Source organism: Hymenobacter frigidus, assembly GCF_014640435.1.
GTDB lineage: Bacteria > Bacteroidota > Bacteroidia > Cytophagales > Hymenobacteraceae > Hymenobacter > Hymenobacter frigidus.
On record NZ_BMGY01000006.1, the window covers coordinates 103,573 to 129,323 of the forward strand.

At 59.9% G+C, this 25,751-nt stretch carries 22 protein-coding genes; 15 read left to right on the forward strand and 7 right to left on the reverse strand.

The window, feature by feature from the left end; all coding sequences use genetic code 11:
- The first annotated feature begins 16 nt into the window (after positions 1–16).
- The 10 genes from IEW17_RS04870 (at position 17) to ftsZ (ending at position 14,819) form a co-directional block, all read left to right on the forward strand.
- Complete coding sequence (locus tag IEW17_RS04870; protein ID WP_188560899.1) at positions 17–2,494, forward strand: PASTA domain-containing penicillin-binding protein; 2,478 nt, start codon at positions 17–19, stop codon at positions 2,492–2,494.
- 83 nt (positions 2,495–2,577) lie between these two features.
- Positions 2,578–4,050: a UDP-N-acetylmuramoyl-L-alanyl-D-glutamate--2,6-diaminopimelate ligase gene (locus IEW17_RS04875; RefSeq protein ID WP_188560900.1), complete on the forward strand. Its 1,473-nt coding sequence runs from the start codon at positions 2,578–2,580 to the stop codon at positions 4,048–4,050.
- Between the two features lie 51 nt (positions 4,051–4,101).
- The gene (mraY, locus tag IEW17_RS04880) at positions 4,102–5,322 is read left to right on the forward strand and encodes a phospho-N-acetylmuramoyl-pentapeptide-transferase (protein ID WP_188560901.1); all 1,221 of its coding nucleotides are present in this window, start codon (positions 4,102–4,104) and stop codon (positions 5,320–5,322) included.
- A 109-nt stretch (positions 5,323–5,431) separates the two neighbouring features.
- Positions 5,432–6,808 carry a UDP-N-acetylmuramoyl-L-alanine--D-glutamate ligase gene (gene murD, locus IEW17_RS04885; RefSeq protein WP_188560902.1) on the forward strand — a complete coding sequence of 459 codons (1,377 nt, stop codon included), beginning with the start codon at positions 5,432–5,434 and terminating at the stop codon, positions 6,806–6,808.
- A gap of 63 nt (positions 6,809–6,871) precedes the next feature.
- The gene (locus tag IEW17_RS04890) at positions 6,872–8,050 is read left to right on the forward strand and encodes an FtsW/RodA/SpoVE family cell cycle protein (RefSeq protein WP_188560903.1); all 1,179 of its coding nucleotides are present in this window, start codon (positions 6,872–6,874) and stop codon (positions 8,048–8,050) included.
- Positions 8,051–8,138: 88 nt separating this feature from the next.
- Complete coding sequence (murG, locus tag IEW17_RS04895) at positions 8,139–9,242, forward strand: undecaprenyldiphospho-muramoylpentapeptide beta-N-acetylglucosaminyltransferase (protein ID WP_188560904.1); 1,104 nt, start codon at positions 8,139–8,141, stop codon at positions 9,240–9,242.
- A gap of 95 nt (positions 9,243–9,337) precedes the next feature.
- Positions 9,338–10,735, forward strand: coding sequence for a UDP-N-acetylmuramate--L-alanine ligase (gene murC / locus IEW17_RS04900; protein WP_188560905.1), 1,398 nt, complete (start codon positions 9,338–9,340; stop codon positions 10,733–10,735).
- Between the two features lie 242 nt (positions 10,736–10,977).
- Positions 10,978–11,736 carry a cell division protein FtsQ/DivIB gene (locus IEW17_RS04905; protein ID WP_188560906.1) on the forward strand — a complete coding sequence of 253 codons (759 nt, stop codon included), beginning with the start codon at positions 10,978–10,980 and terminating at the stop codon, positions 11,734–11,736.
- 84 nt (positions 11,737–11,820) lie between these two features.
- Positions 11,821–13,227, forward strand: coding sequence for a cell division protein FtsA (ftsA, locus tag IEW17_RS04910; RefSeq protein WP_188560907.1), 1,407 nt, complete (start codon positions 11,821–11,823; stop codon positions 13,225–13,227).
- A gap of 104 nt (positions 13,228–13,331) precedes the next feature.
- Positions 13,332–14,819: a cell division protein FtsZ gene (gene ftsZ, locus IEW17_RS04915; protein WP_188560908.1), complete on the forward strand. Its 1,488-nt coding sequence runs from the start codon at positions 13,332–13,334 to the stop codon at positions 14,817–14,819.
- 279 nt (positions 14,820–15,098) lie between these two features.
- On the opposite strand, the gene IEW17_RS04920 is transcribed toward ftsZ, so the two are convergent.
- From IEW17_RS04920 to IEW17_RS04935, 4 genes are all read right to left on the reverse strand, one after another.
- Entirely contained in the window at positions 15,099–15,731 is a 633-nt protein-coding gene (locus IEW17_RS04920; protein ID WP_188560909.1) for a hypothetical protein, read from the reverse strand.
- Between the two features lie 166 nt (positions 15,732–15,897).
- Positions 15,898–16,974, reverse strand: coding sequence for an acyltransferase family protein (locus IEW17_RS04925; RefSeq protein WP_188560910.1), 1,077 nt, complete (start codon positions 16,972–16,974; stop codon positions 15,898–15,900).
- A 186-nt stretch (positions 16,975–17,160) separates the two neighbouring features.
- Complete coding sequence (locus IEW17_RS04930) at positions 17,161–17,895, reverse strand: YebC/PmpR family DNA-binding transcriptional regulator (RefSeq protein ID WP_188560911.1); 735 nt, start codon at positions 17,893–17,895, stop codon at positions 17,161–17,163.
- 126 nt (positions 17,896–18,021) lie between these two features.
- Positions 18,022–18,513, reverse strand: coding sequence for a hypothetical protein (locus tag IEW17_RS04935; protein ID WP_188560912.1), 492 nt, complete (start codon positions 18,511–18,513; stop codon positions 18,022–18,024).
- Between the two features lie 177 nt (positions 18,514–18,690).
- Here IEW17_RS04935 and IEW17_RS04940 point away from each other — a divergent pair, with 177 nt between their 5' ends.
- A complete protein-coding gene (locus tag IEW17_RS04940; protein WP_188560913.1) occupies positions 18,691–19,005 on the forward strand; it encodes an arginase family protein in 315 nt (104 codons plus the stop codon).
- A gap of 97 nt (positions 19,006–19,102) precedes the next feature.
- Here the strand turns inward: IEW17_RS04940 and IEW17_RS04945 are convergent, their stop codons facing one another.
- Entirely contained in the window at positions 19,103–20,077 is a 975-nt protein-coding gene (locus IEW17_RS04945) for an MBL fold metallo-hydrolase (protein WP_188560914.1), read from the reverse strand.
- 399 nt (positions 20,078–20,476) lie between these two features.
- Between IEW17_RS04945 and IEW17_RS04950 the strand changes: the two genes are divergently transcribed.
- The 4 genes from IEW17_RS04950 to IEW17_RS04965 are packed head-to-tail and all read left to right on the forward strand — an operon-like array spanning position 20,477 to position 24,602.
- Positions 20,477–21,946: a BON domain-containing protein gene (locus IEW17_RS04950; RefSeq protein ID WP_188560915.1), complete on the forward strand. Its 1,470-nt coding sequence runs from the start codon at positions 20,477–20,479 to the stop codon at positions 21,944–21,946.
- A 47-nt stretch (positions 21,947–21,993) separates the two neighbouring features.
- On the forward strand, positions 21,994–22,752 hold the full coding sequence (locus tag IEW17_RS04955; protein WP_188560916.1) for an MlaE family ABC transporter permease: 759 nt from the start codon (positions 21,994–21,996) through the stop codon (positions 22,750–22,752).
- Positions 22,753–22,763: 11 nt separating this feature from the next.
- Positions 22,764–23,552: an ABC transporter ATP-binding protein gene (locus IEW17_RS04960; RefSeq protein WP_188560917.1), complete on the forward strand. Its 789-nt coding sequence runs from the start codon at positions 22,764–22,766 to the stop codon at positions 23,550–23,552.
- A gap of 51 nt (positions 23,553–23,603) precedes the next feature.
- Entirely contained in the window at positions 23,604–24,602 is a 999-nt protein-coding gene (locus IEW17_RS04965; protein ID WP_188560918.1) for an MlaD family protein, read from the forward strand.
- Positions 24,603–24,630: 28 nt separating this feature from the next.
- Here the strand turns inward: IEW17_RS04965 and IEW17_RS04970 are convergent, their stop codons facing one another.
- The gene (locus IEW17_RS04970) at positions 24,631–25,452 is read right to left on the reverse strand and encodes a universal stress protein (RefSeq protein ID WP_188560919.1); all 822 of its coding nucleotides are present in this window, start codon (positions 25,450–25,452) and stop codon (positions 24,631–24,633) included.
- Positions 25,453–25,496: 44 nt separating this feature from the next.
- Positions 25,497–25,718 carry a hypothetical protein gene (locus IEW17_RS04975; protein WP_188560920.1) on the reverse strand — a complete coding sequence of 74 codons (222 nt, stop codon included), beginning with the start codon at positions 25,716–25,718 and terminating at the stop codon, positions 25,497–25,499.
- Positions 25,719–25,751: the final 33 nt, after the last annotated feature.

The window sequence follows — 25,751 nt, forward strand, 5'->3', positions numbered from 1 at the left end:
AGTTAGGCAAAACCCGATGAAAGGCAGCGTAAAAAAGTCGATAGTAACGCGGGTGCGGCTGGCCTTTTTGGGGGTGGCCGTGTTTTCGTGCGCTATATTTTGGAAGGCCTCCAAGATTCAGTTTCAGGAAGGCAGCAAGTGGCGTGCTCTGGAGCAGGAGCGCCGCATTAGCTACCAGCCGGTTCCCGCCACGCGAGGCAATATATACTCTGATAACGAGAGTATTATGGCCACGTCGCTGCCATTTTACCGCGTGGCCTGGGACCCGGGCGTGGTGGAGGAAACCGTGTTCGACAGCGGAGTGGACTCGCTGGCCTGGCACCTCTCGCACTTTTTTGGTGACCGCAGCGTGCAGGAATACCGCCGCCGGTTAGTGAATGCCCGGCGGGCTAAGGAGCCTTCCATCCGCTACATCCGTCTCAACTCCCGCCAAATCAACTTTCAGGAAAAGAAGATGATGGCTACCTGGCCGGTGTTTCGGGCCAGGCGCAACCGGGGCGGGGCCATTTTTGAAAAGGTCGATAAGCGCTTTCGGCCCTTCGGTGGCCTGGCGCAGCGCACCATCGGCTTTGTGAACGAGGACAAGCACGGCGCGGGCCTGGAATACACCTTTGAGCAAAGTCTGGCCGGTAAGGCCGGAGAGGCGCTGTTTGAGCGCGTGCCCGGCGGCGTGAAGCCCGTGTACGACGGCACCGAAACCAAGCCCCTACCAGGCTACGACATAAAGACGACCCTGGATATTAATCTGCAGGACGTGGCCGAAAACGCGCTCTACAAGTCGCTGGTCGATAATAACGCCCAGTACGGCTGCGTGATTCTGATGGAAGTGGCGACTGGCGAAATCAAGGCCGTGGCCAACCTGGGTAAGGCCTCGGATAACACCTATAAGGAAGACTACAACTACGCCTTTGCCGACCAGGGCCGGACGGAGCCGGGCTCCACCTTTAAGCTGGCCTCGATGATGGCGCTGTTTGAAGCCCGGCCGGAGCTGACGCTGGACGACATGGTGGATACCGGCAATGGCCGCATGTACGTGGGCGGGGCCGTGAAGTCGGATTCGCACGGCTACGGCCGCATCACGGTGCAACAGGTGTTTGAGAAGTCGAGCAATATTGGGGTAGCCAAGCTGGTGGACAAGTATTTCTCGGGCAACCCAACCGAATACACCGACCAGCTCAAGAAATTCGGCCTCGATAAGCCCCTGGGTTTCCAGATGGCCGGCGAGGCGCGGCCCTACGTGAAGGACCCGCGCGACCGCAGCTGGAGCCGCACCTCGCTCACTACCATGAGTATTGGCTACGAGCTGAAGCTGGCCCCGTTGCAAACGCTGGCGCTGTACAACGCCATTGCCAACGGCGGCGTGAAAGTGCAGCCGCTTATCGTGAAAGAAATCAAGCAGGCCGACCAGGTGCTGCAACGCAACGAAACCAAGGTGCTGAATCCCAAAATCTGCTCCGATGCCACGCTGGCCAAGGTGAAGTCGATGATGGAAGGGGTGGTGCTGGAAGGCACGGCCCGCGGTATTCGGCCCAAGGATTACACCATTGCCGGTAAAACCGGCACAGCCTGGAAGTTCAAGAACGGCCAGTACACCAAGACGTATTCGACCAGCTTCGTGGGGTATTTCCCGGCGGATAAGCCCAAGTACAGCTGCATAGTAGTGGTCGATTCGCCTCGCAACGGCCGCATTTACGGTGCCGACGTGGCCGCGCCGGTGTTTCGGGAAGTGGCCGATAAGTGCATGGCCCGCGACCTGCTGAGCCAGCGCCCGCTGCTGGCCAAGGCCCGCCTGAACAAGAGCCACGTGCCACTGGTGCGCGCCGGCATGCAGGACGAGCTGGCCTTGGTGTGCCAGAAGCTGGGCCTGGTCGGCAACACCCAGGCTACCGGGGGCGAGGAATGGGTGCGCGCTGCTTCCGACACCGCGTTTCATGCCCGCACGGTGGCGCTGGTGGTGAATCCCGTGCGGCCGGGCCGGGTACCGCAGGTGCGCGGGCTGTCGTTGCGCGATGCCTTGTATCTGCTTGAAAACCGGGGTTTGCACGTGCGCGCCATTGGCACGGGCCGCGTGCGCGAGCAGTCGTTGCCCGTGGGCCTGCCCATTAAGCGCGGCGGGCTCATCACCCTCACGCTGGAAGAAACCGGCCCGCGCCTGGCCGCACCCACCGCCTTGCCCGAGCCCGAACACACGGATTTGGCCGAAAACAAGCTGCTGGTGCCGGTGGATACGGAGCCCGTCAAAGCCCGCAAGTCGTTTGCGGCCGGCGAGAAAGCCCATGTGCAGCCAGCGGTAGCCGAACGCTCGGCCGGCGTGAAGCCGAATGCCAAAGCCAGCAAGCCCCCGACCAGGCCCGCCGCTGCTCCAGCGCTTGCCAGGCCGGCGGCAACCAGTGCTACCAAAGCGGCTGGTAAAGCGAAAGCCCCCCGCCAAACCGTTTCGGGTAAGAACCCCACAAAGCCCGCCCCGGCTAAGCCTACCATTCGCCGCGCCTGAAATAGTTAAAAGCAGCAGTTAAAAGTTGGGAAAGCAAAATGCCTCAACTCATAATTCATAACTTTTAACTCACAACTGTTTACATGATTTCCCTGCCGCTCTTTTCCCTGCTCACCGACGTTGCCGTGCTGGCTCAGCACGGTCCGGCCGATGTGCTTATCACCGGTCTCACGCTCGACTCGCGCGAGGCGGGGCCAGGCATTGCCTTCGGCGCCCTGCGCGGCACGGCCACCGATGGCCACAAGTTCATCGAAATAGCAGTAGGGCAGGGGCTGGCGGCCGTGATTTGTGAAGAGCTACCCGCTACGCTGAATCCCGCCACGGCTTACGTGCTGGTGCAGGACAGCGCCGCAGCCCTGGCCCACATGGCCTCGGCGTTTCACGGGCATCCATCGCGGCAGCTGCAGCTCATCGGCATCACGGGTACGAATGGAAAAACGACCTGCGCGACCCTGCTGCACAAGCTCTTGCGCGAGCTGGGCTACCACGCCGGCCTGCTGAGCACGGTGCAGAACCAGATTGACGAGGAGGTGATTCCCAGCACCCACACCACGCCCGACGCCATCCGGCTGAATGCGCTGCTGGCGCGCATGGTAGCCGCCGGCTGCACCCACGCCTGCATGGAAGTGAGCAGCCACGCCGTGGCCCAGCACCGCGTCACGGGCTTGCGCTTCGTGGGGGGTGTGTTCACCAACCTCACCCACGACCACCTCGATTACCACGGTACGTTCGATAATTACCTGAAAGCCAAAAAAGGCTTTTTCGACGCGCTGCCCAAAACCGCTTTCGCCCTGACTAATGCCGATGACAAGCGCGGCTCGGTGATGCTGCAAAATACCGCCGCTCGCCGCGAAACCTACTCGCTGCGCGGGGCGGCCACTTTCCGGGCCCGCCTCATTGCCAACGAAGTGCACGGCCTGCACCTCGAAATCGACGGCCGCGAAATCCTGTTCCGCCTCATCGGCGTATTCAACGCCTACAACCTGCTGGCCGTGTACGGCGCGGCCGTGCTGCTGGGCGAAGACCCCACGGAGGTGCTCACCATCCTCTCGGGCCTGACCACCGCGCCCGGTCGGTTCGAGCCCGTGGTATCGGCCACCCAACGCGTGACGGGCATCATCGACTACGCCCACACGCCCGACGCGCTGGAGAACGTGCTGCAAACGCTGCACGAAATCCGCCAGCCCAGCCAGCAGATTATTACAGTGGTGGGCTGCGGCGGCAACCGCGACGCGGCCAAGCGCCCCATCATGGCCAACCTAGCCGCTCGCCTCTCCGACAAAGTTATTCTCACCGCCGACAATCCGCGTTTTGAGGACCCCAACGAGATTCTGGCCCAGATGCAGGCCGGCGTGACGGTGCCCGACGCGACCAAGGTGCGCACCGTCCCCGACCGCCGCGAAGCCATCCGGGCCGCCGTGGCGCTGGCTGGCCCCGACGATATTGTGCTGGTAGCGGGCAAAGGCCACGAAAATTATCAGGAAATTCGCGGTGTGAAAGCTCCGTTTGACGACAAGCTGGTGCTGACCGAGATTTTTTTAGAATTGAATAAGTAATCAGAACGTCATGCTTCGGCAAGCTCAGCATGACGTTCTTTAAGTGTCCGAATGCTTTATTACCTCTTCCGTTACCTCAACGAACACTACCACCTGCCGGGGGCGGGCGTGTTTCAGTACACCACGTTCCGGGCCGGGCTGGCGGTGGTCATTTCCTTGCTTATCGCCCTGCTGTTTGGCGGCCGCCTCATTCGGGTGCTGCAACGGAAGCAGGCGGGTGAAACCATCCGCGACCTCGGCCTGCAGGGCCAAAGTGAAAAGAAGGGCACCCCGACCATGGGCGGCCTCATCATCATCATGGCCATTCTGGTGCCCGTTATCCTGCTCTGCCGGCTCCGCAATATCTACATCATCCTCATGATTTTGAGCACGGTATGGCTCGGGTTGATTGGCTTCCTGGACGACTATATCAAGGTGTTTCGCAAGAACAAGGAAGGACTGAGCGGTCGGTTCAAGGTGCTGGGCCAGGTGGGTTTGGGCATCACGGTGGGCTGGGTGCTGTTTTACAGCAACGAAATCACGGTGCGAGAGTACCTGCTGCCTAATGGCCAGTATTCGGCCATTGAGGCCAGCAAGGTTTTCAAAGACGTGCATCTGATGATTACTACCGTGCCGTTTATGAAGAACAACGAGCTGAACTACGGCGACTTATTCGCTACGGCGGGCACGTTTTTCAACGGCCTGTACGGCTTCCTGTACATTCCCATCGTTATCTTTTTGATTACGGCCATCAGCAACGGGGCCAATCTGACCGATGGCCTCGACGGCCTGGCGGCGGGCACGTCGGCCATCATCGGCATCACGCTGGCCATCTTTGCGTTCGTGAGCGGCAATGCCCTGCTGGCCGATTATCTGGACGTCATGTTCATCCCGGATTCCGGCGAGCTGCTTATTTTCTGTACTGCGTTCGTGGGAGCCTGCATCGGCTTTTTGTGGTACAACAGCTACCCGGCGCAGGTTTTCATGGGCGACACCGGTTCGCTGACCTTGGGTGGCATCATCACGGTGCTGGCCCTGGTGGTGCGTAAGGAGCTGCTGATTCCGATTCTGTGCGGAGTGTTTATCATTGAGAATCTGTCAGTTATTGTGCAGGTGAGCTATTTTAAGTACACCCGGCGCAAGTACGGCGAGGGCCGCCGTCTGCTGCGCATGTCGCCGCTGCACCATCATTACCAAAAGCTAGGCTACCACGAATCCAAAATCGTGTCGCGCTTCTGGATTGTCGGCATCATGCTGGCCGTCATTACCCTGGTTACCCTAAAATTGCGCTAACGTATTTCCCGCAGAGGGCGCAGAAGTTTTCGCAGAGGACGCTGAGACGTTCTTCTGCGTATTCTGCGAAAACTTCTGCGCCCTCTGCGGGAAATCTTGTCGACTCATTATGAACATCATTATCCTCGGAGCGGCCGAAAGCGGCGTGGGCGCGGCCCTGTTGGCGCAGGCTAAGGGCCACGCCGTGTTCGTGTCCGACCGCGGCGTCATTCAGCCCGCCTACAAGGCCCAACTCGCTCAGGCCGGTATCGAATTCGAAGAAAACCAGCACACGCTGGAGCGCATTCTGCAGGCCGAGGAAGTTATCAAAAGCCCTGGCATTCCCGAAAAAGCGCCAGTAATCCAGGCGCTGCGCGAGAAGAACATTCCAATAATCTCCGAGATTGAGTTTGCCGGCCGCTATACCAAGGCCAAGTGCATCTGCATTACGGGCACCAACGGCAAAACCACCACCACGCTGCTTATTCACCACCTGCTGAAAAGCGCCGGACTCAAAGTGGGCCTGGCCGGCAACGTGGGCTTCAGCCTCGCCGAGCAGGTGATTGCCGACAAGCACGACTATTACGTAGTGGAGCTGAGCAGCTTTCAACTCGATGACACTTACGGTTTTCAGCCGTGGATTGCCATCCTGCTCAACATCACGCCCGACCATCTTGACCGCTACGACTACTCGCTGAAAACCTACGCCCAGGCCAAGCTGCGCATCACCCGCAACCTGGCCGACGACGGTGCTTTCATCTACAATGCCGACGATGAGGTGACGAACCGCTATTTCCAGTCGGCTTTCCTCGAAACGCGCCAGCTGCCGTTCAGTCTGCACCACCGGCACGATGTGCACCTGGCGGGCTACTTCACTGCCGAGCACGTAATGTGCACCAACCTCAGCCCCGGCATCAACGAAGACAGCGGCCAGGAAGTGAGCACCGCCCACTCGCCGCTCATCGGCCAGCACAACCGCCAGAATACCTTGGCCGCCGTGCTCGCCGCCCGCATGGTCGGCTTGGAAACCAAAGAAATTGAAGCCGGTTTGGCCACGTTCGAAAACGCCGACCACCGCCTGCAGGTGGTAGGCGAGCGGGCGGGCGTGCGCTTCATCAACGACAGCAAGGCCACCAACGTGGAAGCGGCCTGGTACGCGCTCGATGGCATTCAGCAGCCCATTATCTGGATTGCCGGCGGCACCGACAAGGGCAACGACTACGCCAGCCTGCTCAACCTGGCCGGCCACCGCGTGAAGGCCCTCATTTGCCTCGGCGTCGACAATACCAAGCTCCACGCCGCCTTCGATGCCGTGGTGTCCCACGTGGAGGAAACCCAAAGCATGACCGACGCCGTGGCCCGTGCCGCCGCCCTGGCCGCGCCGGGCGACGTGGTGCTGCTCTCGCCCTGCTGCGCCAGTTTCGACTTATTCAAAAACTACGAAGACCGGGGCCGGCAGTTCGCCGCGGCCGTGGAGTCCGTCGTGGCCGGACCAATCGCGGAGTAACTCTAATATAAAGTATGCTTTCGGCAACGTCTTACTCATTCGCTCTCCAAGCTCTGGCAGCCCATGGAACTTATTAAAAACTGGTTGCAGCGCAACCTCAAGGGCGACCCCATTCTGTGGGCCATCGTGCTGCTGTTTTCCTTCATCAGCATTGCCGTGGTGTATTCGGCCACCGGCACGCTGGCTTACAAGAAGATGAACGGCAACACCGAAGCCTTCCTCATAAAGCACACCAGCTTGATTCTGCTCGGCCTGTTCTTCATGTGGGCCGCCCACCGCGTCGACTACCGCCACTATTCGCGGCTGTCGCTCTACGCGCTGCTACTGTCGGTGCCGCTGCTGCTGTTTACTTTCTTTATGGGGGGGGCCGTTAATGAAGCTTCCCGCTGGCTTACCATTCCGGTGATTAACCAGACTTTTCAACCGTCCGACCTGGCCAAGCTGGCCCTGATTTCGCACCTGGCCAGCATGCTTAGCCGCCGCCAGCAGCACTTGCACGATTTCAAGTCGACGCTGCTGCCAGTAATGCTTTGGGTCGGAGTTATCTGCGGCCTGATTATTCTGAGTAACGCCTCTACGGCGCTGCTGCTGTTTGCCACCTGCATGTTGCTCATGTTCATTGGCCGGGTGCCGCTCAAGCACATGGCCGTGATGGTGGGCATCGGCATCGTGCTGGGTGGAGCGGGCCTGGCGGCCGGCCAGCGCCTGGGCACGGTGATGTCGCGTGTGACCAGCTTCACCGACAAAACCAAAAAAACTCCGTTTCAGCTGGAGCACAGCTACATCGCCATTGCCACGGGCGGCATCGCGGGCAAGGGCCCCGGCAAAAGCACCGAGCGCAACATCCTGCCCCACCCGTATTCTGACTTTATCTACGCCATTATCATCGAAGAATACGGCCTGCTGGGCGGGGCCGTGGTGCTGTTTCTCTACCTCGCCTTTCTCTATCGGGGGCTGAAAACGGTGATGAACAGCTACGGGGCCTTTGGGGGCCTGCTCTCGGCGGGTCTGAGCTTCAGCCTGGTGCTGCAGGCGCTGGTGAATATGGGCGTGGCGGTGGGCCTGGGGCCCATCACGGGCCTGCCGCTGCCGCTGCTGAGCATGGGCGGTACCTCACTCATCTTCACCGGCATCAGCATCGGCATCATCCTGGCGGTGAGCCGCGGCGAGCGCGAAATCCGCCCCATGACCGGCGAGCCCGACGATACAGCCCGTATTCCCAAGGTATCGGTCAGTTACTAGTGATGCTACTAAAAGAACGGTCATGCTAAGCGCAGCGCAGCATGACCGTTCTAACGCCTTGCTGCCCCTCCCCGCCGTTCTCCCATCCATGACCAATTCTCCCCTTCGCGTCATCATCTCCGGTGGTGGCACCGGCGGCCACATCTTCCCGGCCGTGGCCATTGCCAACGAGCTGCGCCGCCGCCAGCCCGACAGTGAAATCCTGTTTGTCGGGGCCAATGGGCGCATGGAGATGACGCGCGTACCCGAAGCGGGCTACAAAATAGTGGGCCTCGACATCACCGGCCTGCAGCGCCGCCTCAGCCCGCAGAACCTGTTGTTTCCCTTGCGGGTCATTCGCTCGGTGCGCAAGGCCGGGCGGTTGATTGAGGCGTTTCGGCCCGATGCCGTGGTCGGCGTGGGAGGCTACGCCTCGGCCCCGGTGCTGCTGGCCGCCACTTCCCGCGCCATTCCTTCGCTCATTCAGGAGCAAAACTCCTACGCGGGGCTGGTCAACAAGCTGCTGGCCAGGCGCGTCAATAAAATTTGCGTGGCGTACGACGGCATGGAAAAGTTCTTTCCGGCCACTAAAATGGTGCTCACCGGCAATCCCGTGCGCACCGAAATTGCCAGCGGCGACCGCGCCGAGGCGTTGACGTTCTTCGGCTTGAACCCCGATAAAAAGACCTTGCTTGTGGTGGGCGGCAGCCTGGGCGCCCGCACCCTCAACCTGGCCACGGCAGCTGCCCTGCCGCGCCTGCGCGAGGCCGGCGTGCAGCTGCTCTGGCAAACCGGTAAGCTCTATTTTCCTGAAGCTCAGCGCGAAGCCGAAGCCTACCAGTCCGACAATCTCCACGCCCTGGAGTTCATCAAGCGCATGGATTTGGCCTACGCCGCCGCCGATGTGGTGGTGAGCCGCGCCGGCGCATTGTCCGTGTCGGAACTCTGCCTGACCGGAAAAGCCAGCATCCTGGTGCCCTCGCCCAACGTGGCCGAAGACCACCAAACCAAAAATGCCATGGCGCTGGTCAGCAAAGGGGCCGCTGTACTCATCACCGATGAGCACGCCCCCGAGCGCCTCTACGACGAAGCCCTGCGCCTGCTGGCCGACCCGGTGCGCCAGCAGCACCTGAGTGCCCGCGTGCGGGAGCTGGCCCGGCCCGATGCTACGTCGGCTATCGTGGACGAGCTATTGAAGTTAATTAAAAATTAAAAATTATGAATCAAAAATGTGGCGCAGAAGATAGACTCATCGGCACCGCATTGACTCACTTTTAATTTTTAATTCATGATTTTTAATTCAACGCATTGAAGCAGTTCCCCTACGTTTTCTTTCTTGGCATTGGCGGCATCGGCATGTCGGCCCTGGCGCGTTGGTTTCGGGCCAACGGCCATCAGGTGAGCGGCTACGACAAAACTGAAACTCCGCTCACCCAGGCGCTGGCCTCCGAAGGCATTGCCATTCACTACGCCGATGTAGTGGAGAATATTCCGGCCGAAATCCGAACGCACCGCGCGCAAACGCTGGTGGTGCTCACGCCCGCCATCCCCGCCGATAGTCGGGAATGGGCCTGGCTGCGAGCCGAGAACTACGACATTCGCAAGCGCAGCCAGGTGCTGGGCGTGCTCACCCACGGGCACTACACCATTGCCGTGGCCGGCACGCACGGCAAAACCACCACCAGCAGCATGGTGGCCCACCTGCTGCACCACGCCGGCCACGACGTCGGGGCCTTTCTGGGTGGCATTGCTGTGAACCTGGGCAGCAACCTGCTGCTGCCGGGCGCGCCCGATGCGCCTATCGTGGTAGAAGCCGACGAGTACGACCGCAGCTTCCTGACGCTGCACCCCGACGTGGCCATCGTGACCAGCACCGATGCCGACCATCTGGATATCTACGGCGACCAGGCGGCCCTGATAGATTCGTTTCGTCAGTTCGTGGGCCAAATCAAGCCCGGCGGCACCCTGCTCATCAACCACATCGCCGACCCTAGCGTAGCTGCCGCCGCACCCGCTGGCACCCGCATTATCCGCTACGGCCTCAATGCCGCGCAGGGGCCGGAATTATTTGCCGCCAATATTTCCGCTGAAGGTCACCAGTTTCACTTCAATCTGCACAGTCTGCAAGGGGTAATCAGCAACCTGGAGTTGGCCGTGCCGGGCTATCACAACGTAGAGAATATGCTGGCCGCCGCCGCGGTCGCCCAACTACAGGGCGTGAAGGAAGAAGAACTGCGTGCCGCCGTAGCGGCTTACCGCGGTGTGAAACGCCGGTTTGAGTTCGTAGTGACCACGCCCGAACACGTTTATCTGGACGATTACGCTCATCACCCACGCGAAATCGAGGCCTTCCTGCGTTCGGTACGGGCGCTGTATCCGGGTAAGCGGCTGCGGGTTATTTTCCAGCCCCATCTGTTCACCCGCACTCGGGACTTCGCGGCAGGCTTTTCCAAGAGTTTAAGTATTGCAGATGAGGTATTTTTATTGGATATTTACCCCGCCCGTGAGCAGCCGCTGCCGGGCATCACCTCCGAAATTCTACTGGCCGACATCACTGCGCCTACCAAAGCTATTTGTACCAAAGCGGAAATTCTGAGTGCTGCTCAAACCGATAACTCATTCGACATTCTGGCCACGGTAGGAGCGGGGGATATCGACACGCTGGTACCGCAATTAAAATTGCTGCTGACGGAGCGCTGGAAATAAATAATTTAGTGAACCAGCCCAAACATTGTATTGGGCTGAATTAACACAATGAAGCTTTTTAGTAATTTATCAGGCGGTCATGCCGAGCGTAGTCGAGGCATCTCGCTCGGGCCGTTCGGGCCGTTCAACGAGGCGGGCGAGATGCCTCGGCTGCGCTCGGCATGACAGTCACTTAGTTTTTTTGAATTCCTAAACAGCTTCATCACCGCACCAGCACATCATCAAATCAGATAATCATAAATTTGGAACGCACCGTTAGAAACTTAATTGTTGCCGCCGTCTGCCTGCTGGTGCTGGGCGGACTGGGCGTATTTGCGGCCCTGCGCCAGGCGGCCCGGCCCGTCGATACCGTCGTGGTCAATATCGCCAACGAGTTCGATAACTACTTCATCAGCGAGCGCGGCGTCACGGCCCTGCTCACCAAGGGTGGCAAAGAGCCCGTGCTGGGCACCCAGCCCGAAGGGCCGCGCCTGCGCGAGTTGGAAGTCCGTTTAAAGGCCCACGCCTTCGTGCGTGATGCCCAGGTGTACCGTGACCTGGCGGGCAACCTGCACGCCGACGTCCGCCAGAATCGCCCCATTGCCCGCCTCACGCACCCCGACACCCGCCTCGACACTTACGTGGACGCCGAAGGCCGCAGCCTGCCGCTCTCACCCTTGTTTACGGCCCGGGTGGCCACGGTGGCGCGGCCCGGCGGAGCCAACCTGCCAAGTGCATTTTTCCAGGACAGCACCGGTCGGCGCTACCTCGAGTTCCTGCGGTACGTCGACGAGCACGAGTTCTGGAAAGCCCAGGTTTCGGAGGTGTTCATCGAGCCCGGTGGCAAGCTGTCGTTTACCCAGCAAGTGGGCGACCAGCGCATAGAATTTGGGCTGCCCGAAAATATTTCTGAAAAATTCGCAAAGCTCATGGTATTTTACCGTCAGATTCCGTCAGTTTTGGGGTGGGATACCTACCACCGCGTAAACGTAGAATACCAAAATCAAATCATTTGCGAATAGAAATTCGCTGAATCATAGGCTGTTAGGCCGCAAGTTTTCCATTCCCAACCCACGCTTTCTTCACTGCTCGCCAGCACCGCATCTATGCAACAAGACAAAATCGTCGTCGGGCTCGACATTGGTACCACTAAAATCTGCGCCTTGGTGGGCCGCAAAAACGAATTCGGCAAACTCGAAATTCTGGGCATGGGCAAAGCCGTGTCGGAGGGAGTTTCCCGGGGCATCGTGCTGAATATTGACAAGACCGTTGACGCCATTAAACGGGCTATCCGGCAGGCGGAGGAACAGTCCGGAATTAGCATTGGAGTGGTAAACGTGGGCATTGCCGGCCAGCACATCAAAAGCCTGCAGCACAACGGCAGCATCACGCGCAACTCGCACGATACCATCGGGCCCGACGACGTGAACCGCCTCACGCAGGACATGTACCGCCTCGTGACCCAGCCCGGCTCGCAAATCATCCACGTGATGCCGCAGGACTACAAAGTGGACTACGAGGAAGGCATCGCCGACCCCGTGGGCTACGAAGGCGTGCGCCTGGAAGGCAACTTCCACATCATCACGGCCCAAAGCACGGCCATCAATAACATCAACAAGTGCGTGACCAAGGCCGGCCTCGAAATCGCCGACCTGATTCTTGAGCCCCTGGCCAGTTCCATGTCCATCCTCTCGGAGGAGGAGAAGGAGGCCGGTGTGGCCCTGATTGACATCGGGGGCGGTACTACCGATTTGGCGGTGTTCAAGGACGGCATCATCCGCCACGCGGCGGTGCTGCCATTTGGCGGCAACATTATCACGCAGGACATCAAGACCGGCTGCAATGTGGCCCCCGGCCAGGCTGAGCAGCTGAAGGTAAAATTCGGCAAAGCCATTGCCGAAGAAGCCTCCGATTACGAAATCGTGAGCATTCCCGGCCTGCCGAACCGCCCGCCCAAGGAGGTTTCGCTGAAAAACCTGGCGTACATCATCGAGGCCCGCATGTCGGAAATCATGGAGTTGGTGTATGCTGAAATCTATCGCATGGGCCTGCACGACAAGCTGTCGGCGGGCATCGTGCTCACCGGCGGCGGCTCACAGCTCCAGAACCTGGAGCAGCTCACCGAGTACATCACCGGTCTGGATACCCGCATTGGCTACCCCAATCAGCACCTCGGCAAAAGCCGCATCGAGGCGGTGAAGTCGCCGATGTATGCGACCACGGTAGGCCTCGTGCTGTCGGGGTACCATTCCCTCGACGAACGCAACCAGTCGCGGGCTCCTTACGAGCAGGAAGCGCAAGTGCTGGCCCCTGCGTACTACGCGCCCCAGGCGGCTCCCGTAGCCCCGGCGCATGTGGAGACGCGTGCTGTGGTGCCCGCCGTAGCGGCTGCCGCGCCGGCCGCCGTGCCCGCTAAGCCCAAGGAGCCCGGCGCCGCCAGCCGCTTCTTCAAAGACATTATCAGCCGCACCAAGGGGCTGCTGATTGACGATTACGACGATAAATCCTACTAGGTGTAAATTATGAGTTGTGAATTATGAGTGATGAATTGACAGCTGAAAAGTTAGTCTGTTCAGTAAATTCATAATTCACAATTCATAATGCATAATTAAAAAATATGAATTACAAATTCGATATTCCCGCGCAGAGCAAGTCCATCATCAAGGTGATTGGGGTGGGTGGCGGTGGCTCCAATGCCGTGAAGCACATGTATAAGCAGGGCATCAAGGATGTAGAGTTTATCATCTGCAACACGGACCACCAGGCGCTGCAAAGCTCCACGGTGCCCAACAAGCTCCAGATTGGCGTTGACTTGACGGAAGGTCTCGGCGCGGGGGCCAAGCCCGAGCGCGGCCGGCAAGCGGCACTTGAAAGCAAGGAACAAATCCGCGAGCTGCTGAACCACGGCACCAAAATGCTGTTTATCACGGCCGGTATGGGCGGTGGTACGGGCACGGGGGCAGCTCCGGTGATTGCGCAGGTGGCGCAGGAGCTTGGTATTCTCACGGTGGGTATTGTCACGGCTCCGTTCATGTTTGAGGGCAAGAAGAAGCGCCTGCAGGCTGAGCTGGGTATCAAGGAGCTGAGCGAGCATTGCGATACCATTCTGGTCATTCTCAACGACAAGCTGCCGCAGATTTACGGCAACCTGACCATGAGCGCCGCCTTCGCCAAGGCTGATACGGTGCTGACCACGGCGGCCAAGTCCATTGCCGAAATCATCACGGTGACCAGTGATGTAAACGTCGACTTTGAAGACGTGAAAACGACGATGAAGGAGTCGGGGGCCGCTGTAATGGGCAGCAGCATCACCGAAGGTGAAAACCGCGCCCGTCGCGCCGCCGAGGAGGCCCTGAACTCGCCGCTGCTCAACAACACCGACATCCACGGCGCGCAGAAAATCCTGCTTTCCATCATGTCGGGCGCGGAGCACGAGTTGGAGATGGACGAGCTGACGGAAATCACCGAATATATCCAGGAGAAAGCCGGGCAGGACGCGGAAATGATTTTCGGCCACGGCATTGATGAGACGCTGGGTCAGAACATTCGCGTGACGGTAATTGCCACGGGTTTTGCCCGCGACGCGCATTCCATCACCACGCCCGGCATGGGCGGTGCTACCGAGCCAAGTGTAGCTGCCGCACCGCATGTGTCTCCCGCAACTGAACGTCAGGAAGCTGCTCCCGCAGCTGGTGCTGCGTCATTCGTGCCCAGCTTTAGCAATGCCGCGCCGGAACCCGCCCGGGTTACGTTTGACCTGAATGGCCCCACGGCGCATAACACGCCCCCGCTGGCCGGTGTGCCGGCTGCCGCACCCACCGAGCCGGTGCTTACTTCCAGCGCTCCTACGGCCACCCCGGAAGCAACGCGCCCCCGCCCCGCCCTCGATGTCCAGGCCCAGGAGCGCCGCCGCCGCTTGCAGGAGCTCAGCAACGGTCTGCCCCCCGAGGCGGTGAGCCAATACGACACGCCTGCTTATCTGCGTCGTCAGGTGAAATTGGAGAATGTAGAGCCTAGCTCCGCGCAGAATATCTCCCGGTTTAATCTATCGGATGATAACGAATTACTCGGTGACAACCGGTTTCTGCATGACAATGTGGATTAGGTAGTTTATTGATTACCGGTCACAAAAAAACTGCCGTTGCTGAGACTCTCAGCAACGGCAGTTTTTTGTAGGTAACGAATAGGTATTGCTGCAGATGTGGAATTCATTACTTGTCCTGCCCGGAACTGCTGCCCAATAAATATTAAAAGTACAAGGTAAAAACTAAAAGCCTAATAGAATTCCGTCCGCTGAAACCGCTGCTGGTAGCGAACTAAAGCCGAAGATTACAACGTCTAGCCATACTTGCAGCAATACTCATGTTGGCTGCTGTTATACTTTCTATGATTCAATTCCCAAAATAAGAACAATTCGTCCTGTTGATGTTTTATAAACTTCAATTTCAGATAAAACTAAATCCGCTATGTCGTGTCCCCAAATTCCATATTTTCCGTTCGTTTGATTTCTATTATACATTCTTGTTCGCTTATCAATCGGGATTGTCTTAACAGTTGCACTCTTTTCTTCTTCCTCGTATAATTTAAAATAATGTAAATTTATTTCTGATAATAATTGTTTTCTTGAAAAACCATTTTTTGATGTTATTGTAAATTCATATTGATTTGTAAGAGGGTAATCAATAATAATTTTCAACGTATTCTCCTTAATAACGATTTCGTCACTCTTGTATAAGTTTGGTATGTCCTGTTTTGCATTCTCAATACTTGCCCACGGAATAAATCCATCCCCATAATCTTTTTTATTGTCAGTTTTCACCTTAAATGAAATTGCATAAATTAACTCTCCAATATCTTCACTCTTCTTTTCAGTCGCTTTCTTTTCGTTTTCCTGAATAACGGCAACTGGGTCTTTTACTTCTTGCTTTTCATTAGTTTTTTGAGTTTGTCCTTTGCAACTTGTAAATACAATTGTCGAAAGGAGAATAAAATATTTAGCTATTCTATTTCTTGTCATTTTATGTAATTGTAAATTTTGAGGTCGTCCCTGTAATAGCAGCCAACACTCGGATTGCAGCAACTCGCAGCGTTGCAAGTTGCTGCAATCCGTCCTTAGTCCGCAAGTTGATTGCGTAAAGCTAGTCGACTTGGCTGGGATTACGCAACACGTACCCAAGCCCTGGCTACTCCGCATACGCCAGCCGGTTCTTCCACTTATTTAGCGGGGCCTCCAGCCAGTGCCAGGAGGTGGCGGCCAGCAGTAGCAGCACCGGCAGCAACAGCAGCACCGTGGGCAGCGGGCTGAGCCAGAACTGGCGGGTTTCGGCGGTGGGGAAAATTCGAAACACAACCCGCTGGTAAAGTACCGGCAGCAGTAGGTGGTAGAGGTAGCAGCCGTAGCTGCGCTGGCCTACCCATTGCAACACCGGCGACAGCAGGAAATTGGTGCCGTGTGCCTGGCCCACCGCCGGCCGGTGCAGCACCCAACTCAAGGTGAGAAATGCCGCACCGCTGCCCACCGTGGTATAGACGAATAGCCAGAGCGCGTGCGCATTGGTGGCATGCGTGGCCAGCCAGAGCCCGGCCCAGGCCGCCCAGGCCAGCACCACCCAGCGCCCTTGCGCCAGTGCTTGCACGCGTGGCGAATGCTCCACGATGCGCAGCACTGCGCCGATGGCAAACATATCGAGACACGAAGGCAGCAGCACGAGCACGAAATCGGGCGAAACCCAAGTGCTCCACAGGATGCGAAATAGCAGGGCACTGCCGGCTACGGCCAAAAGCGGACCGATGCGCCGCCCCATTAAACCCAGTAAGAAGGGCCAAACCAGGTAAAACTGTTCGTCGACGGCCATGGTCCAGTAGTGCCCCACGCCCTCGCCCCAGTGGTGGAGGCGGTAGAATAGCAGGTTGGAAACCGGCAGGATAAACCAGCCGGGGTACTCGCGCAGGGTAGCCAGGGGCAGTAGCGCCCCCAGCAGCAAGGCCAGGTAATACGGTGGCAAAATGCGTAGTCCCCGCCGCTGGTAGAAGGTGACGAGCCGCCGGCCCCACCCAGCCGGTGCGCCGGGGTGGAGCTGTTGCTTCCAGATAATACCGGAAATTAGGTAGCCGCTGAGGACGAAGAAGGTAATGCGGCCAATTTCCCCCACCGGAAACGGGGCCCGGGTCCAGTGCGCCAGCACCACCAGCCACACGGCAACGGCCCGCAAGCCGGTGAGGGCGGGGCGATAGGCAATGGGCGATATGGGAGGCAACATGACAGGACGGAGCGGGGATGTATGAAAAAAGAACGTCATGCTCATCTGGTGTCCGCGTAGCCGAAGCATCGGGCGCGTGGTAGTAAAATCCAACCGAATGGGTTTACTGCTGCACGCGAGATGCTTCGGCTACGCGGACGCCAGATGAGCATGACGTTCTGTTGAGTATAGCGATGCCGCTAAACCCTAGCCGAGGGTGTGGTACACGGCCTGCACGTCCTCGTCGTCCTCGAATTTCTCGATGATGGTCATTACTTCTTCCAACTGCTCGTCGGTGAGGGCGACGGTGGTGTTGGGCACGCGCTGCAGGTTCACGCTCACTACGTGGCGGCCCTGGGCTTCGAGGGCCTTCTGCATCTGGCCGAAGTCGGTGAAAGCGGTTTCGACCACGATGTACTTGTGCTCGGCCCCGTGCTCGTCTTCCTCGGTGGTTTCGTACACATCTTCGGCTCCGAAGTCGATGAGCTCCAGCTCCATTTCGTCGCGGTCGAGGCCAGCGGCGGCCAGTTTAAATACGCCTTTGCGGGTGAAGGTGTAGTCGGAAGAGCCGGCGGTGCCCAAGGTGCCGTCGTTGCGGTTGAAGATGAGGCGCACGTTGGAAACGGTGCGGGTGGGGTTGTCGGTCGCGGTTTCGATGACGATGGCCACGCCGTGGGGCAGGTAGCCTTCGTACACCACTTCCTGGTAGTCTTTTTCCTCCTTGCTGTGCGCGCGCTTGATGGCGGCTTCCACCCGGTCTTTGGGCATGTTCACGCCTTTGGCGTTTTGCATGGCGGCGCGCAGGCGGGCGTTCGAGTCGGGGTTGGGGCCGTTTTCCTTCACGGCCATCACGATTTCTTTGCCGATGCGGGTAAAGTCTTTCGACATTTTATCCCACCGCTTCATTTTGCGGCCTTTGCGAAATTCGAATGCGCGTCCCATTTAGCTCAATTTACAATTAGCAGTTAACAATCCCGTTCCCCTGGCCTGTTTGGTGGCGCTTTCTGAAACGGGCCGCAAGTTAGCCAGAAGGGACGGAGGGGGCAACGGCTGGCCCAACTGCCTGAATTAGCGGCGGCGCTTTTTGCCTGGTTTGGCCCGCGGTGGCTCCGAAGTGGGCGCAACAGTCGCTGCTTCGGCCGCCACCAACTCGTACACCCCTTTGTTGCCGGTAGGATAGCCGAGGATGGTGAGGGTGAGGTGCCGGCTGGTGGGGTCGAACCGAAACGTGCCGCGCTGTACATCCGCGCCTTTCAGGTCGGTGAAGGCGAAGCGGATGCTGTCGCCGGTCAGGGTGAAAGTGCCGGTTTGGTTGAAGTAATATGGCCGGCCGGGGACCACGATGCTCAGGTGCTTCTCATAGGTGCCATCGGGCCGAAGCAGGAGCGAGCCGCCCACGCCCCGCACAACAGTGGAGTCGGGGCTGGTGGTATCAAACACAGTGTAGGCCGTGTAATTATAGGTGGTGTAGAATGCTGGAGGCGAAGAAACCTGGGCGCGGGCGGCCACGGGCAGCAGACCGATTGACAGCAGCAATTGGAAGCGAAATATCTTAAGCATAATCATGACAAGCGGGTAGCCGGTTGGGCTACCCGCCGCACAAGGTAAAACCATACCACCTTTGCGGCTAGTTTGACGTTTGTTGATAATTGTGCATTCAGGCTATGCACAGCCAACACCTGACCGTTTTTCAACAGAACCCTGCGCTCCTAAAAGTTAAAAACCCCGCTACAATCCGTGGATTTCCTGCGTGACCTCATCCGCCCCGCCGCCGAGCTGCCCGAAGCGAATGTGTGCCTCGTGGGCCTGCCCCTCGACTTTGGTACGGTGCTGAAAGGCGGCCGCGCCGGGGCCGCGCCGGGGCCGCGCCGGGGCCGCGCCGGGGCCGCGCACGCTCCCGATGCCATCCGGCGCGAGCTGCACCGCTACCACAAAACCTACAACCTGGAGCACGACATCAGTCTAACCGGCCTGCGCATTGCCGATGCCGGCAACCTGGCCCTGCGCCATTCCGACCATGCCCGCAATTTAGCTAACTCAAACAGCTTTTAAGTAGCACCAGAAGCCGCTGGAGCGAGTAGAGCGAGTACCCCGGATTTTCAATTCGGGGTACTCGCTCTGGTCAGATTTGCGGGCCTCCCGAGCTATTTTAGCTGCTAAAGGTGGCTCGGGAAGCGTACTGCTGCTTTGGCTGCGTAGTCGCCGGCTTTCGGCCGCGCCGCCGGCCGCCAATCAGCAACCAAGCGGCCCCGGCGGCTAGGATGCTGGCCCCCAATACGGCCGCCTGCATGGGTAGCTTGTCTTTGGGGGCTGGTGGTAGGTGCGCTACGCCATTGGCATCGGTGTGGGCGGGCTCGTGTACGTAGCGGCCGTGAGCGGGCACGGGGTAATTATCGGCTAGCTGGTGCAGGTCGGCGGCCGCTGTTGGACCCGTGATAACCGGGCCGTGGCCGCAGCCAATGGCTTGGGGCTCCAGCGCCGCCAGGGTTTGCACGGACTGGCGCGAGGCTGCCCAATCGTAGTTGAACGGCGTGCCTGCCCGGCTGATTTTGGGCCGGCTCAGCAAAACGGCGGGCACCGAATCGTGGTGGCAGGTAGCGAAGGCATCGGCCCCAATCAGCACGCGGTCGGCTTCGCGGAAGAAGGCCAGCTGGCCCGGCGCGTGGCCCGGCACGTGCAGCCAGCGCCAGTTCATGAGGTAGGGCGCGGCCGGCTCATCGGTGTTCAGGGCCTGCACTCGCTTGCCCAGGTTGGGCAGCTGCGCCGGGAAAAACCGGCTCATGAACGCCAGCGAGCCGCCCACGGTGGGGTCGCGCGGCGGGTACAGGGCCTGGCCGGTGAGGTAGGGCATTTCCAGCGGGTGCGCGATGACGGGCACCTGCCAATGGTCGGCCAGCTGCCGGGCCGAGCCCAGGTGGTCGAGGTGGCCGTGGGTGAGCAGGATGGCCTCGGGGCGAGTGCCGGGATAGAAGAGCTTGTTGGCGGCGGCGATGATGGTTTTGGCGCTACCGGGCAGGCCGGTGTCAATGAGCACCCATTCGCCGGGCGTGCCGGTTTCGACGAAATAAACGTTGACAAAGCGCTGAATGCGAAGCTGGGTGACGCCAGCGGCTAGAGTATCCATGAGCAAAAGGGGTTTGGTGCGAGAAGGAAGCGGCAGTTGGGAATACGAGAAACGCGCCTGCGGGTGCTGAATTTTTTTTTAGGATGGCCGGTAACGAATCGAGCAAAGGCCGGGACTCTTTACGCCGGCAATCCGGTGGGCGAGTCCCGCAGCTGGCTTTTACTAATTCCCCAATCCTTTTTGTTCTTTCTTATGAAAGTGCGTTTTTCTGCGTTGTTGCTGTTCGGCAGCACAGTGTGGGCTGATGGCTAAGTGCGTAACCGTTGAGAAGGCTGATAAAAATCATCTCCGTCTGTGTCAATAGTCATTCCTGGAGGCGGGGCGATTTTCCAATTTTGCCAGACGGATGGGGCCGCTTCTCAAGCGGCTAGCAAGGCCCGGTTTCAGATGCATATTGCCATGAAAACGCTGGAAATAATTTCGAATACGGAAGAAAAAGAGTTAGCCGACCACGACATCACGGCGGCGGTGGAGCGGTTATTTACCATTAAAAAAGGGGTGGCTGCTCACCTCATCGACGTGACGGCCACCCAGGGGATTGTCACGCTCAGCGGCTACTCCGATAACCTGCTGGCCCGCGAGCGGGCCGAGGAGATTGCCAAAGCCGTGCGTGGCGTACGTGGCGTCATCAACAAAATTGGGGTGCGTGGCATCGACCTGCCCGACGCTACCCTGCGCCGCGATGTGGAGGAAGCCCTCTTGCAGGATGCCGTGGCCTGCGAGTTTACCATTGGCTGCACGGTCTGCGAAGGGGAGGTGCTGCTGCTGGGCGAAGTGCCTTCGTGGTCCGAAAAACAGCTGATTTTGCGCGTGGTGAAAAGCGTGCGCGGCGTGCGCACCGTGGCCGACCGCCTGGTGGTATGCCACGTGGAGCGGGAACAGCTCGGCAATAGGTCGGAAGCCGAGCTGATTGCCGCCATTCAGGAAATGATTGACTGGGATATTCGCATCGACGGAGCCCAGGTACACGTGGGCACCCAACCCAGCGGCACGGTGGTGCTGAGCGGCGTGGTGGGCAGCGCCGCCGCGCGCAGCCAGACCATTGCCGCCGCCTGGCGCGCGGGTGCCACCCAGGTGCTGGCCGATGAGTTCACCGTGGTGCCCGGCGCGCTCCACCAGGAGTTGCGCGGCGAAAAATACCGGCCGCGCTCCGACGAAGAAATTCTCAAGGCCATTCAGGACTGCTTTCGCTACGACCCGCGCGTGCGCGCCGGCACTCCCGAGGTGGAAGTACACGCCGGCCGCGTGCTGCTGCGCGGCACCGTGAGCAACCTCAAGGCCCAGCGCACCGCCGAGCAGGATGCGCTGGGCGTAGTAGGCGTGTGGCTGGTAGACAACTACTTGCGCGTGCGCCCCCGTCGCAACGTGGCCGACCACGACATTCAGCGCCACGTGCAGGCCGCCCTGCTGCGCGACCCCTACCTGCTGCGCTACGCCGTGGAAGTGGTGGTGTATAACGGCAAAGTGAGCCTGTACGGCACCACGGACTGCCAGTTCGACAAGCTGCAGGCCGAGGACGTGGCTGCCGGCGTCACCGGCGTTGTTGCCGTCGAGAACCGGCTGGTGGTACCCAACTGGCACGCCACTACGGGCGGCGACTACTTTGCCTGCTACGTGAGCCACGCCGAGCCGGCCGCTGGCAAAATGCCCGACAGCGATGCCCTCACGCGCAATATCCGGCAGCTGCTGTTCTGGTCGCCGGCCCTGAGCGGGCAGGAAATTGAGGTGCACGTGGCCGATGGCCGGGCCACGCTCACCGGCACCGTGCACACGCCGCAGGACCGCCAGCACGCCGCCCACTTTGCCTTCGAAGGCGGGGCCTACGCCGTGGATAACCAGCTGCGCGTGCGCTACGGGCCGGAGGGCTAGGCCCCACCGGTCTGGCCGCCCTTGCCGACCCACTCATTGCGCCTTCCATGTTCGAAAACTCACTCCTTGACGAAACCGGGGCCACCGCTCAATTTGCCGGGCGGTTTTTCCGCGAGGGCTTCCGGCCGCGCTATGAGGTGGCCGAATTTCTGCACCAGTGCTACGTGGTGGGCTACCAGTCGCTGCCGATGGTGGGCATTACGGGGTTTATCATGGGCATGGTGCTCACGCTGCAAAGCCGGCCCACCATGGCCCAGTTCGGGGCCGAGTCCTGGATTCCAACCATGGTGGGGCTCACCATCATTCGGGAGATGGGTCCCATCATCACGGGCCTGATTTTCGCGGGTAAGATTGGCTCCAGCATTGGGGCCGAGCTGGGCTCGATGCGCGTGACCGAGCAGATTGACGCCATGGAAGTATCGGGCACCAACCCGTTCAAGTACCTGGTGGTGACGAGGGTGCTGGCCACCACGCTCATGCTGCCGGTGCTCACCATCCTGGCCGATGTCATTGGCCTGTACGCCTCTTACCTCGGCATCAACCTGAAGGGCGTGACCACGCTGGCTCTGTTTGTGAATAATATTTTTTCGAGCCTGACCTTCGGCGATGTACTGCCGGCGGTTATCAAAACCTTCTTTTTTGGCTTTGCCGTGGGTATAATCGGCTGCTACAAAGGGTATCATTCTAACAAGGGCACCGAAGGCGTGGGGCAGGCCGCCAACTCCGCCGTGGTGGTGTCGTCGCTCCTGATTTTCGTGCTCGACCTGCTGGCCGTGCAGATTACGGGCCTGCTGGGCTTCAACTAACCCGCCTACTTATGAGCCTTACTCCACCCATTATCGCCCCCCAAGCAGCCCCGCCAGCCGCCGGGCCCGCCACCGAAGTGGTGCTGGCGGTGGAGCACGTGAGCAAGTCCTTCGGCGAAAACCACGTGCTCCAGGATTTCTCGCTGGCCCTGCACAAAGGCGAAAACGTGGTGGTGCTGGGCAAGTCGGGCTCCGGCAAGTCGGTGCTCGTCAAGTGCATCATCGGCCTGCTGCCGCCCGATGCCGGCACCATCACCGTGCTGGGCCTTGACGTGGCCACCCTCGACCACGAGGCCATGGACCGGCTGCGGGCCCGCGTGGGCTTTCTATTCCAAAGCAATGCCCTCTACGACTCGATGACGGTGCGCGAAAATCTGCTGTTTCCGCTGCGTCGCCACTGGCTCGACCACCCCCCCACGCAAGAAGACGAGTTGGTGACCCAGGCCCTGGAGGACGTGGGCCTGGGCCACACCGCCGCCATGATGCCAGCCGAGCTGTCGGGCGGCATGCGCAAGCGCATTGCCCTGGCGCGCACGCTCATCCTGCGGCCCGATATTATTCTCTACGACGAGCCCACCACGGGCCTGGACCCCGTAACGGCCCGCGAAATCGACCACCTCATTCGGGAGGTGCAGCAGAAGTACGGCACCACGGCCCTCATCATTTCGCACGACATGAATTGCGTGCGCCTCACCGCCGACCGCGTGGCCCTGCTCGTGGACGGGCGCTGCTACGCGGTGGGCACGTATGCCGAGCTGCAAAGCCGCGACGACCCCCGGGTGCACGAGTTTTTTGCCTAAGACCGGGCGCGTTTGCGCCAGGCCTTTCATCCGCTTTAATCTTCCCCCGTCATGCCCCAACGCGCTGCCAGTAATCACGTTCGCCTGGGCCTGTTTGTGCTGGTGGGCGTAGCCATTTTGCTCGTTACCCTGTTTTTGCTGGGCCGCCAGCAGAATCTGTTTAGTCGCAGCTTGGTGGTGCAGGCTGATTTTCGGAGCGTGTCGGGCCTGCTCACCGGCAACAATGTGCGCCTGGGCGGCATTCCCGTGGGCACCGTGCGCAAGATTCAAATCCTGAACGACACCACCGTGCGCGTGGCCATGAACCTGAATCGTGATGTGCAGCCCTTTGTGCGCAAAAACGCCGTGGCCACCATCGGCACCGATGGCTTGGTTGGCAACACCATTATCAACCTGGTGGCCAGTCCCGGCCCGGCCCCCGCGGTGCAGGCCGGCGATGTGCTGCGCACCAAGGTGCCGGTGGGCATCGAGGCCATTCTGGGCACGCTCGATATTTCCAACAGAAACCTGGTGGGCATCACGCACAACCTGCGCGAAATCACGGGCAAGCTTAACGGTAGCACCTCGGTCTGGCAGCTGCTCAACGACGAGCAGCTGCCTATTAACGTGCGCCATAGCCTGCGCAACGTAGAAACGGCCACCGCGCACCTTGATGCGGCTTCGCGCGATGTGCTGGCCCTGACGCGCGGCGTGCGCCGCGGCAAAGGCCCAGCCGGCTATCTGTTCACCGACACGGCCTTTGGCGGCCGGTTGGGCCACGCTGCCCGCCAGCTGGCCGGCACTTCCGACACCCTCGCCGCTACCATTGGCACCCTCAAGCAGCAGCTGCGCACCGAAGCGGGTCCGCTCAACACCCTGCTGGTGGACACGGCCTTTGGCCGGAACATGCGCCAAACCATGCAGAACGTGAACGAGGGTACTCGCGGCTTCAGCCAAAATATGGAGGCGCTAAAGCACAACTTTCTACTGCGTGGGTACTTTCGGCGGCAGCAGAAAAAGCAGGCCCGGGCCGCCCTCGAACAGGGCGGGGACAGCAGCGCAGCACGCTAAGCCGGGTGCTTGGCTGGCGGCGCCGAAACTAATCCAGCGAAGGCAGCAGCAGCACCGGTACGGGGCTGTCGCTCAGCAGCTGGGCCGTCACGCTCCGATGAAACAGGCTGCTGAGCAGGTTGTGCCGCCGGGCTACCAGCACAATCAGGTCGGCATGAAAATCGGAGGCCGCTTGCAGAATGCCCGCCACGGGCTGCAGGCCATGCACAATGCTGACCTGGTTGGGGGAAAGGTGTCCGGCCAGCCCCCCGGCCTGCACCGTGTAGAGGATGTGCGCGGCCCCGTGTTTGGGGGTGCGTTTATCGGTTACGTGTACAACTTCCAGCAGGCCGTTCAACTTCTCTAGCATTCGCAGTACTAGCAAATGATTGTCGCACAGGGCGAAGGGCTCACCATCAACGGCCAGCACCAAGCGGCGCGGCGCAACGGCATCCCAGCCCACGGTGGGCACGATGAGCAGGGGGCAGGGAGCCTGGCGCAGCAGGTCCATGGCGGCGCTGGTCACTACTTCGGCGGGTGCGGTGGCCGTGCCGGGGCGTCCCAGTACCAGCAGCAGGGGTTGGTGGTGGCGCACGGCCTCGGCCACGGCATCGGGCAAAAACGATTCGGATATTTCGATTTGGGTGGGTACGGGCTGACTCTCGGCCAGCGTGTGCAGGGCCTGCTGGGTGGAGCGCAGGTTGCGTCCGGCGTGCCGGTGGGCATATTCCTGAGGCGCTAGCAGCCCATCGTGGCGCACGTGCAGCAGCACCAGGTGGGCTTCAAGTGGCACGGCCAGCGCCGCCGCATACGCCAGCGCCCGGTTGGAAACGGCCAGAAAATCGGTGAGCACAACGATAGCAGCGGTCATGGCGGTCAGGCAAGAAGTGAAAAATGCAGTTGCAGCAAATAGTCTCAGCAGGCACCGGCGTAGGGGGCTGCCGCTGCGCCGTTGCGGGCCAGCCCGGCCGCTTCCGTCACGGTGTCGTTGAGCGGATGATACTCCCGGGGCCGCCGAAAGCCCGGACCCTGCGGCGGCGGCGAAAACGGTGAGTTAGCGTTGAAGTCGCCACCTTCTAAGTCTGGGGTGACCCGTGAAAATGCGGATTTTGCGTGCCGTCTGGTTTGCTGTTTCATGGGAATAAAAATCGGTGAGCAACAAGGACCAGC

Bases quoted from the DNA above. Each gene is read 5' to 3' on its own strand.
- mraY (WP_188560901.1), top strand. From the start codon at position 4,102: ATGCTTTATTACCTCTTCCGTTACCTCAACGAACACTACCACCTGCCG.
- IEW17_RS04955 (WP_188560916.1), top strand. From the start codon at position 21,994: ATGTTCGAAAACTCACTCCTTGACGAAACCGGGGCCACCGCTCAATTT.
- murG (WP_188560904.1), top strand. From the start codon at position 8,139: ATGACCAATTCTCCCCTTCGCGTCATCATCTCCGGTGGTGGCACCGGC.
- IEW17_RS04930 (WP_188560911.1), bottom strand. From the start codon at position 17,895: ATGGGACGCGCATTCGAATTTCGCAAAGGCCGCAAAATGAAGCGGTGG.
- ftsZ (WP_188560908.1), top strand. From the start codon at position 13,332: ATGAATTACAAATTCGATATTCCCGCGCAGAGCAAGTCCATCATCAAG.
- murD (WP_188560902.1), top strand. From the start codon at position 5,432: ATGAACATCATTATCCTCGGAGCGGCCGAAAGCGGCGTGGGCGCGGCC.
- IEW17_RS04960 (WP_188560917.1), top strand. From the start codon at position 22,764: ATGAGCCTTACTCCACCCATTATCGCCCCCCAAGCAGCCCCGCCAGCC.
- IEW17_RS04950 (WP_188560915.1), top strand. From the start codon at position 20,477: ATGAAAACGCTGGAAATAATTTCGAATACGGAAGAAAAAGAGTTAGCC.
- ftsA (WP_188560907.1), top strand. From the start codon at position 11,821: ATGCAACAAGACAAAATCGTCGTCGGGCTCGACATTGGTACCACTAAA.
- IEW17_RS04925 (WP_188560910.1), bottom strand. From the start codon at position 16,974: ATGTTGCCTCCCATATCGCCCATTGCCTATCGCCCCGCCCTCACCGGC.
- IEW17_RS04890 (WP_188560903.1), top strand. From the start codon at position 6,872: ATGGAACTTATTAAAAACTGGTTGCAGCGCAACCTCAAGGGCGACCCC.
- IEW17_RS04970 (WP_188560919.1), bottom strand. From the start codon at position 25,452: ATGACCGCTGCTATCGTTGTGCTCACCGATTTTCTGGCCGTTTCCAAC.
- IEW17_RS04920 (WP_188560909.1), bottom strand. From the start codon at position 15,731: ATGACAAGAAATAGAATAGCTAAATATTTTATTCTCCTTTCGACAATT.
- IEW17_RS04875 (WP_188560900.1), top strand. From the start codon at position 2,578: ATGATTTCCCTGCCGCTCTTTTCCCTGCTCACCGACGTTGCCGTGCTG.
- IEW17_RS04965 (WP_188560918.1), top strand. From the start codon at position 23,604: ATGCCCCAACGCGCTGCCAGTAATCACGTTCGCCTGGGCCTGTTTGTG.
- IEW17_RS04870 (WP_188560899.1), top strand. From the start codon at position 17: ATGAAAGGCAGCGTAAAAAAGTCGATAGTAACGCGGGTGCGGCTGGCC.
- IEW17_RS04935 (WP_188560912.1), bottom strand. From the start codon at position 18,513: ATGCTTAAGATATTTCGCTTCCAATTGCTGCTGTCAATCGGTCTGCTG.
- IEW17_RS04975 (WP_188560920.1), bottom strand. From the start codon at position 25,718: ATGAAACAGCAAACCAGACGGCACGCAAAATCCGCATTTTCACGGGTC.
- IEW17_RS04945 (WP_188560914.1), bottom strand. From the start codon at position 20,077: ATGGATACTCTAGCCGCTGGCGTCACCCAGCTTCGCATTCAGCGCTTT.